1 protein-coding gene is annotated in these 842 nt (G+C 43.3%); it reads left to right on the plus strand.

Features of this window, described 5'->3' with window-relative positions:
• Positions 1–842: hypothetical protein (locus tag A3739_RS29730; protein WP_197472202.1), on the plus strand; the 842-nt coding region annotated here is incomplete at both ends.

The following is an 842-nucleotide window of genomic DNA, read 5'->3' on the forward strand; positions in this document are numbered from 1 at the left end:
ATCGATCGTAGCCCTTATGAGAGCTCGATTGAGACATCTCAAGCAAACTCGAATTCTGATATTGAAGATAAAAAAGCAAGCTCGGTGTCCGGTACTGGATTGTTTTTAGCGGTCGGAGTACCGGGTAATGATGGCGGCGATACTAGTTTCGTTCCTGCATCTGATGCGGTATCTAATACAACTACTTTAAATAGTGGTGCTGTTCAGCTCTATCAGCGTGATTTAGAGAATGGTTCACTAGAGTTTTGTGGTTTGGTCAAAGCAAGTAATGCGCGAGAGAATGATGCATTTGGCTCGAATGTCCTTGTGCGAGGAGATTACTTGTATGTTTATGCTTCAGGGGAAGATTCCGACGGGGTTGGTGCATATTCTTTAGCTGCTGCAGGGTTAAACTTAAATTATTCTCAGTTCGATAGCGGAGCTGTCTATGTCTACGAAATTTCGAATTCATGCGTTGCGCAAGAGGTTGGTTATATTAAGAATCCAGACAATGCCTTGAATATTGTTGATCCTAAAACGGGTTTTGGTTCGGCATTAGCAGAGTTCAATGGCGAGTTGTTTGTAGGGGCTCCACAGCAGCGTGAAATTGGTGGTAGTGCTCGACAACTTGGTAAGGTCTATCAGTTTTTTAGAGAGTCAGGGAATACGTGGCGTGCACAAACCAATACTTACCAACATATATTTGAGCATTCTGGACAGGCTTTCGGTGCGTCTTTGGCGGTAAATGATCGATTCCTATTAGTAGGTGTACCAAATGATGCAGCTTCACCGAGTGATTTAGCTTTATCTAATGGTAGAGCGAGTGATTTGCAAGATCTTATTGATAACCCGGTTGCTGCAAC

The organism is Oleiphilus sp. HI0067 (genome assembly GCF_001635735.1).